This is a genomic window from Psychroserpens mesophilus, from assembly GCF_000826645.1.
In the GTDB taxonomy this organism is placed as follows: domain Bacteria; phylum Bacteroidota; class Bacteroidia; order Flavobacteriales; family Flavobacteriaceae; genus Psychroserpens; species Psychroserpens mesophilus.
In genome coordinates this window covers 440,796-449,207 of the sequence record NZ_JXJP01000003.1, presented here as the reverse complement: position 1 = coordinate 449,207, position 8,412 = coordinate 440,796, and the positions used below count along the sequence as shown (strand labels likewise).

Genomic DNA, 8,412 nt, shown 5'->3' with positions numbered 1-8,412 from the left:
CCACCAACAGAGCAGGAGATAGAAGCATTATTTACAGATAACTGTGGTAATGTAAATGCGACCTTAGAGATTGTATCTCCAGCGGAGAATACAGATTGTCTATGGGCAGTATTATACAGATATACTATTGTAGATGACTGTGGAAACTATGCAGCACCAGTTAAGATCTACCATAATGGTGGAGATAAGACAGCACCAGAATTGGTAGGAGACTTACCAGAGGGTGTAACAGGATTACAGTGTTTAAGTGAAAACCCAGGAGCACCAGATTTAGGAGCTATCCAGGCCGCTTATACAGATAACTGTGGTGATGTTGTAGTAACACCATTTGAGCCTAATATTGTAGGTGACGATTGTGGATGGACAGCGACTTACGAGTATGAAATTAAAGATACTTGTGGTAACAAGTTACCAAACTTGGTAATTGTGAATAGTGGTGAAGATACTATGGCACCAGAATTAGACGGAGAGATCCCAATGGGAGAGAATACGGTTAACGCTTGTAAAGATTCTGATTTAGGAGAGCCAACAGAGGAAGAGATAGCAGCGTTATTCTCAGATAACTGTACAGATATCACAGCTGATAATGTATTGAAAGTAGAGAAGTTAGCAATCGGATCAGATTGCGAGTGGATTAGAGTATTTGAATATACAGTGTCTGATAACTGTGGTAATCTATACCCAACATTCAAGATCAACTACCAAGGTGGTGATTCAGAAGCTCCAATGGCAACAGGTGAGTGTGCTGATGAAGTGATGGTAATTGGAACAGAGAATGGTGCAGTATGCCCAGCTGATGCTTCAATCTCACTAAACATTGGTGATGAAATCTCTGCAGGTGATAATTCATGGTCTGTTGCTGGAATAACAGTAGCTCAAATGAATGGTACATTAGTACCTTGCTTTACAGACAACTGTGCTGATGTTGATGAATTAACGTTTAGAGTAATTGGTAAATCAACAGCTCAAGGAGATTGTTCTACAACTTTAACAGTAACATTTGAAGTGGAAGATTTATGTGAAAACGTATCTGAACCTTTCTTATGTACATTTATCGTTGTCGATGACACAGCTCCAGTAGTAGAGTGTCCAGAAGGTGAAGATTTTGGTTTAGTTACTGAAACTCCAACTGAGTTTGCTGATAAAGCAACTTGGACTGACAACTGTCAAGGTTCTGGTGAAACTGAAGCGTATTCTGATGATTTACAAGAAGATCAAGGTGAAGTTGTATATGTTGGTGGAGACTATGTCTTTACTTTTGAAGCAGGATATGTGCTAACATTAGAAGGTCAGCCAGCTGGTACTCAAAATGATGAACCATATTACACAGGGGCGATTACTAACTTAAACGGAGCCATATTAACAGAATATGGAACTTTCGAAGTTATTTACAATCCTTCTAGTGGACAGTATGATGTATGGCAAGACTTCGGTAACGGAAACGGACCATTCGTAGCAGGAACAGCAAGTGCAGATGCATTTGAAATTTGTGATGCTAATGCATGGTACTTTGAAGCACAAGATGGTCATAATAAAGCATTTACTTTACAGTGTCCTGAGTATACAAGTACAACCATATTTACATTAGTTCGTACGTTTACAGCAGATGATGGTTGTGGTAATGTTGGTACATGTGATGTAACGTACACTTGGTCTATTTCTAATCAGTGTAATGAAGAACCAATAATTACGTGTCCTAATCAAACTGGAATATTATTTGATCCATGGGGCTTTTTAGGGGAACCTCAAGAAACATTTGATTCATCACCTGATAATGCTGGGTATGCAGTAGCAACCAATGGTTGTGGTAATATAATTTCTGCTATATCTTATACAGATGAATTAGGTGAATCTTTGTTGTTTGACAATCCTTTTGGAGGAGAACCTTTGGAAGTAAACCAAATAATTCGAACTTGGACTGCAACTAATGCCGCTGGTCTTAGCTCTAGCTGTATACAAATAATTAGTGGATCCCCTATTTATTTTAATATTAATAGAGAAAGTGGGCTAGATCATCAAGAAGAGAAAATCGATTTCAAAGCGTTCCCAGTACCATTTGATAATGAGGTAACGATTACTTATGAATTTGATTACAGAACAGATGTGACTATTGAGTTCTTCGATACTAAAGGATTATTAGTATTAACAGAAACGAACACAAGATATGTTGCAGGTTCAACAGGTAGAACGACATTAGATCTATCAAGAACTTCTAATCAGGTATTCTATGTGAAGTTAACGACTAATCAAGGTTCGGTTACTAAGAAGATTGTATCTTCAGGTAAGAAGTAATGAGTAATGAGAATTAAATAATTAGGGAATTCCCTAAGGGTATATATAAAAGACAGCTAGAAATAGCTGTCTTTTTTTATGCTTTAGGTTGTAAAAGAATATTAATCATTTATAGTGAAAACAAATTTCAAATTAATAAGACAAAAAGATATATGATATTTAAAGAGTTCTAGATTTTTTTTTACTAAAGAAATGCTCTTAAAGATAGGGGTACTTGAATGGTATGGAATAATTTTAATAATTGGAGGCTAAATAAAAACGATATCTAGATTTGATTTTGTTTTGTATTCAAAATAGAATCAGCCCAAGATGTGGCCTCATCAATAGTATCTAAAATTTCAAAAGGTTTATTTAAAAACAATTTTTCTATTTCCGCGTTGCGTTTGGCTTTGTAATCTGAAGAAACTACACAGAAGCCAGCAAGGTTCTCAATTTTAGATGTCTCTCTATAAACAGCAGGATCAACGGCATAAGAATAAAGCCGATGTGTAATGTAAACGAATCTGGTGTTTTTATAATACGTATCTGCTACATTTAACAATACAGAATTATGCTCAGGTGTAACTGTCACACCTTCATTTATAACTACAATCATGTAGTGATCATAAATATGCATTGTACAAAAATCATATTTTAAAACATCAGTCATACTTAAAGTTAACAATATCTTCTGTTAAAGCAAAAAAAAACGTCTAGAAATTTTCTAGACGTTTATCAATTTATGTGTAAAATTTACGATTCAGAATGCTTTTTTGGCTTTTCAATTTTTATGGTTAATTCATCAGATTTTGTATCCAGATCCATAATTATTTTATCGCCTTCCTGCAACTGTGAATTAATGATTTCTTCAGCCAATGCGTCTTCAATGTATTTTTGAATAGCGCGCTTTAAAGGTCTTGCACCATATTGTTTGTCAAATCCTTTTTCAGCAATATAGTCTTTAGCTTTATTTGACAGTTTTAGTTCGTAACCCAAATCTTTGATTCTCTTGATAAGAAATGCTAATTCAATATCAATAATCTTATTGATGTCTTCTTTTTCAAGAGCATTAAAAACCATAACATCATCAATTCTATTTAGGAATTCAGGAGCAAATGCTTTTTTCAGAGCATTTTCTATGATGCTACGGCTATTGTCATCGGCTTGTGCTGTTTTGGCTGCTGTTCCGAAACCAACTCCTTGTCCGAAATCTTTCAATTTTCTAGCACCAATATTCGAGGTCATGATAATGATCGTATTTCTAAAATCAATTTTACGCCCTAAACTATCAGTAAGATAACCATCATCAAGTACCTGAAGCAACATATTAAAGACATCAGGATGTGCTTTTTCAATTTCATCTAAGAGAATAACAGCATAAGGCTTACGTCTCACTTTTTCAGTAAGTTGTCCGCCTTCTTCATAACCAACATAACCAGGAGGTGCTCCAATAAGTCTGGAGATTGCAAATTTCTCCATATATTCACTCATATCAATTCTGACTAAGGCATCCTCGCTATCAAATAGCTCACGAGCTAATACTTTAGCTAATTGCGTTTTACCAACACCAGTTTGACCTAAAAATATAAATGAACCAATTGGCTTATTAGGATCTTTAAGTCCAGCACGATTACGCTGAATGGCTTTAACAACCTTTGCGACAGCTTCATCCTGACCAATAACTTTTCCTTTTATCAATTCTGGTAGTTGTGCGAGCTTGTTGCTTTCGGTCTGAGCAATTCTATTTACAGGAATTCCTGTCATCATAGAGACCACATCTGCAACATTATCCTCTGTAACAATTTCTCTATGCTGTTTCGTTTCTTCTTCCCATTTTTCCTGAGCTAAAGCTAAATCTTTCTCCAAGCGCTTTTCATCATCTCTTAATTTAGCAGCTTCCTCGTACTTTTGTTTTTTAACAACCGTATTTTTAGTTTCTTTGACTTCTTCCAGTTTCTTCTCAAGCTCCAGGATTTGTTTTGGCACATCTATATTTGTGATGTGTACACGTGAACCAGCTTCATCTAAAGCATCAATCGCTTTATCTGGTAAGAAGCGTTCAGTCATATATCTGTTAGTTAATTTTACACACGCTTCAATAGCTTCATCTGTATAATCAACATTGTGATGTTCTTCGTATTTTCCTTTAATATTATTAAGGATTTCAATGGTTTCTTCTACAGTAGTAGGCTCGACTATGACTTTCTGAAAACGACGCTCTAAAGCACCATCTTTTTCGATGTATTGTCTGTACTCATCAAGCGTAGTTGCACCAATACATTGAATTTCTCCTCTGGCTAAAGCAGGCTTAAACATATTAGACGCATCTAAACTTCCAGTTGCGCCTCCAGCACCAACAATAGTGTGAATTTCATCAATAAACAAAATGATATCGTCATTCTTCTCAAGCTCGTTCATAACGGCTTTCATACGTTCTTCAAATTGTCCTCTGTATTTTGTTCCAGCGACTAAGCTCGCTAAATCTAGAGTAACCACACGTTTGTTGAAAAGAATACGTGATACCTTACGCTTTACAATTCTAAGCGCTAAACCTTCAGCGATGGCAGATTTACCAACACCTGGTTCTCCAATTAATAAAGGGTTATTCTTTTTACGTCTGCTTAAAATTTGCGAGACACGTTGTATTTCTTTTTCACGACCTACAACGGGATCTAATTTGCCTTCCTCAGCCATAACCGTTAAATCTCTACCAAAATTATCTAAAACAGGTGTTTTGGATTTTTTAGTAGACTTAGAACCAGTCTGACCAAATGGATTTTGTTTAGCATCATCATCTTCAGTTGGTTCATCATCTGAAAAAGATTCTGCTTTTGGCTCGTCTATAAAATCATCTTCGTTTGTTATCATAAATTTGAATTGTTCTTTAACATTATCATAATCTACTTTCAACTTATTTAAAAGTTTAGTTGTAGGATCGTTTTCATTTCTTAAAATACACAATAATAAATGTGCAGTATTAATAGAAGTGCTTTGAAAAAGTTTAGCTTCTAAAAAAGTAGTTTTTAAAGCGCGTTCAGCTTGTCTCGTAAGATGAAGATTCTTCTTTTCATTAGAGGTTATCGTAATATTAGGGTTGGCAGGACTTAATATTTCTACTTTGCGTCGTAGGTGATTCAGATCTATATCTAAAGCACTTAAAATATCAATTGCCTTTCCGCTACCATCGCGAAGTAAGCCTAACATTAAATGTTCGGTACCAATAAAATCGTGGCCTAAACGTAAAGCTTCTTCTTTGCTAAACGCAATTACGTCTTTGACTCTTGGGGAAAAATTATCATCCATAGTAAACTCTTTCTGCATTAAAAATAGTAAAAACAAGTATAAAAAGGCAAAAACTATACCTTAAAATATAATATTAGTCTAATAGACTAAAAAAACTTTACAAAATCAAAGTTTTTAACAAGTAACTTATTAAAAATAAATGCCAAATTTTGTTAATAAAAAATATTAAAAAAGAGTTTTATAAGTTCTGTAAACACTATGAAATTGGTTATCTTAGCATGTTTTGAAAACCTACAAAAAATCTAATTATTTTATTTATGGCAGAAGGAGAAAAATTGATCCCTATTAACATAGAAGATGAAATGAAATCGGCTTACATTGATTATTCAATGTCAGTCATTGTGTCACGTGCATTACCAGATGTGAGAGATGGTTTAAAACCTGTTCATAGACGTGTGTTATACGGTATGCATGAATTAGGAGTTAGATCGAATACAGCCCACAAAAAGTCGGCTAGAATTGTTGGAGAGGTACTTGGTAAGTATCATCCCCATGGCGATACTTCGGTTTATGATGCAATGGTGCGTATGGCTCAGGAATGGAGTTTGCGTTACATGTTAGTTGACGGACAAGGAAACTTTGGTTCTATCGATGGTGATAGTCCTGCAGCAATGCGTTACACGGAAGCTCGTATGCGTAAGATATCTGAAGATATGCTTGCTGATATTGATAAGGAAACTGTTGATCATAAATTAAATTTTGATGATACTTTACAAGAGCCTACGGTGTTACCTACTCGTATTCCTGGGCTTTTAGTAAATGGAGCATCTGGTATTGCAGTAGGTATGGCTACCAATATGCCACCTCACAATTTAAGTGAAGTGGTTGATGGAACAGTAGCTTATATCGATAATAATGACATTGAAATTGACGAGCTCATAACGCATGTCAAAGCTCCTGATTTCCCAACTGGAGGTACGATCTATGGTTACGATGGTGTTCGCGAAGCTTTTAAAACAGGACGCGGACGAATTGTCATGAGAGGAAAGGCTATTATTGAAGAAGTTCAAGGTAGAGAAACCATTATCGTGACTGAAATTCCATATCAGGTGAATAAAGCTGATATGATTAAAAAAACAGCAGACCTTATTAATGATAAAAAGATTGATGGGATTTCGTTAATTAGAGATGAGTCTGATAGAAATGGAATGCGCATCGTTTATGTATTAAAACGTGATGCTATTCCAAATATCGTATTGAATATGTTGTATAAATATACAGCATTACAATCGTCTTTTAGCGTTAACAATATTGCATTAGTAAAAGGTCGTCCACAATTATTGAATCTTAAAGATATGATTCATCATTTTGTGGAACACAGACATGAAGTTGTTGTTAGACGTACAAGATATGAATTACGCAAAGCAGAAGAACGTGCTCACATCTTAGAAGGTTTAATTATAGCTTCTGATAATATTGATGAAGTTATTGCACTTATCAGAGCCTCTTCAAATGCAGATGAAGCCCGAGAAAAGTTAATCGAACGCTTTAAGCTTTCAGAAATTCAAGCGAAAGCTATCGTAGAAATGCGTTTACGTCAATTAACTGGACTGGAGCAAGATAAGCTACGTAGTGAGTATGAAGAATTGATGAAAACCATTGAAGATTTAAAAGACATTCTTGATAAGAAAGAGCGTCGTATGGACATCATCAAAGAAGAACTTTTAGTTGTAAAAGATAAATATGGTGATGAGCGTCGCTCAAAAATAGAATATGCTGGAGGCGATTTAAGTATTGAAGATATGATTCCAGATGAGCAGGTTGTGATTACAATCTCTCATGCAGGTTACATTAAAAGAACATCACTTACAGAATACAAAACCCAACATAGAGGAGGCGTTGGTCAAAAGGCTTCAACGACTAGAAATGAAGATTTCTTAGAACATTTATTTGTTGGTACAAATCACCAGTATATGTTGTTCTTTACTCAGAAAGGAAAATGTTTCTGGATGCGAGTTTATGAAATTCCTGAAGGAAGTAAAACGTCTAAAGGACGAGCTATTCAAAACTTGATTAACATTGAGCAAGATGACAAAGTCATGGCTTTTATCTGTACTCAAGATTTAAAAGATGAAGATTACATTAATAGTCATTATGTCATTATGGCGACTAAAAACGGTCAGGTTAAGAAAACAGCTTTAGAACAATATTCTCGTCCGAGAACTAATGGAATCAATGCCATTACAATCAAGGAAGATGATGAACTACTAGAAGCAAAATTGACGACTGGAAACAGTCAGGTTATGCTTGCGCTTAAGTCAGGTAAAGCGATTCGATTTGAGGAAGCCAAGACGCGACCAATGGGAAGAAATGCTTCAGGAGTTAGAGGAATTAAACTGGCAAATGATAAGGATGAAGTAATTGGAATGGTTGCTATAGAAAATCCTCAAGAAGAATCTGTTCTTGTGGTTTCTGAAAAAGGCTATGGAAAACGAACCTATATCGATGATCCAGAAGATGGTGAAGCTGTTTACAGAATAACTAATCGTGGAGGAAAAGGTGTTAAAACTATTTCTATTACTGAAAAAACAGGACACTTAGTAGCTATTAAAACAGTAACAGATGACGACGACTTAATGATTATTAATAAATCAGGTATTGCAATTAGAATGGCGGTTAATGATTTACGAGTAATGGGTCGTGCCACACAAGGTGTGAAATTAATCAACCTTAAAGGAGGTGATTCTATTGCTGCAGTGGCTAAAGTTATGAAAGATGAAGATGAAGACGATTTAGATTTAAATGCTACCGATATTCAAGATGTTAATGAAGATGGCACAACTCTTGATATCAACGAAGAAGAATAACTATAATTAACACTAATTAAAACTATTTAAT

4 protein-coding genes are annotated in these 8,412 nt (G+C 35.2%); 2 read left to right on the top strand and 2 right to left on the bottom strand.

All coding sequences use genetic code 11. The features are described 5' to 3' along the window. The coding region (locus tag TD18_RS17180; protein ID WP_040249709.1) for a T9SS type A sorting domain-containing protein at positions 1–2,292 on the top strand (2,292 nt) is incomplete at its 5' end. A 265-nt stretch (positions 2,293–2,557) separates the two neighbouring features. Here the strand turns inward: TD18_RS17180 and TD18_RS05790 are convergent. Further along, the gene (locus tag TD18_RS05790; RefSeq protein ID WP_040249706.1) at positions 2,558–2,941 is read right to left on the bottom strand and encodes a hypothetical protein; all 384 of its coding nucleotides are present in this window, start codon (positions 2,939–2,941) and stop codon (positions 2,558–2,560) included. Positions 2,942–3,024: 83 nt separating this feature from the next. Continuing rightward, positions 3,025–5,574 (bottom strand): ATP-dependent Clp protease ATP-binding subunit, encoded by a 2,550-nt coding sequence (locus TD18_RS05785; protein ID WP_040249821.1) that lies wholly within the window; start codon positions 5,572–5,574, stop codon positions 3,025–3,027. Between the two features lie 257 nt (positions 5,575–5,831). Here TD18_RS05785 and gyrA point away from each other — a divergent pair, with 257 nt between their 5' ends. Beyond that, the gene (gyrA, locus tag TD18_RS05780; RefSeq protein ID WP_040249703.1) at positions 5,832–8,381 is read left to right on the top strand and encodes a DNA gyrase subunit A; all 2,550 of its coding nucleotides are present in this window, start codon (positions 5,832–5,834) and stop codon (positions 8,379–8,381) included. Positions 8,382–8,412 lie beyond the last annotated feature (31 nt).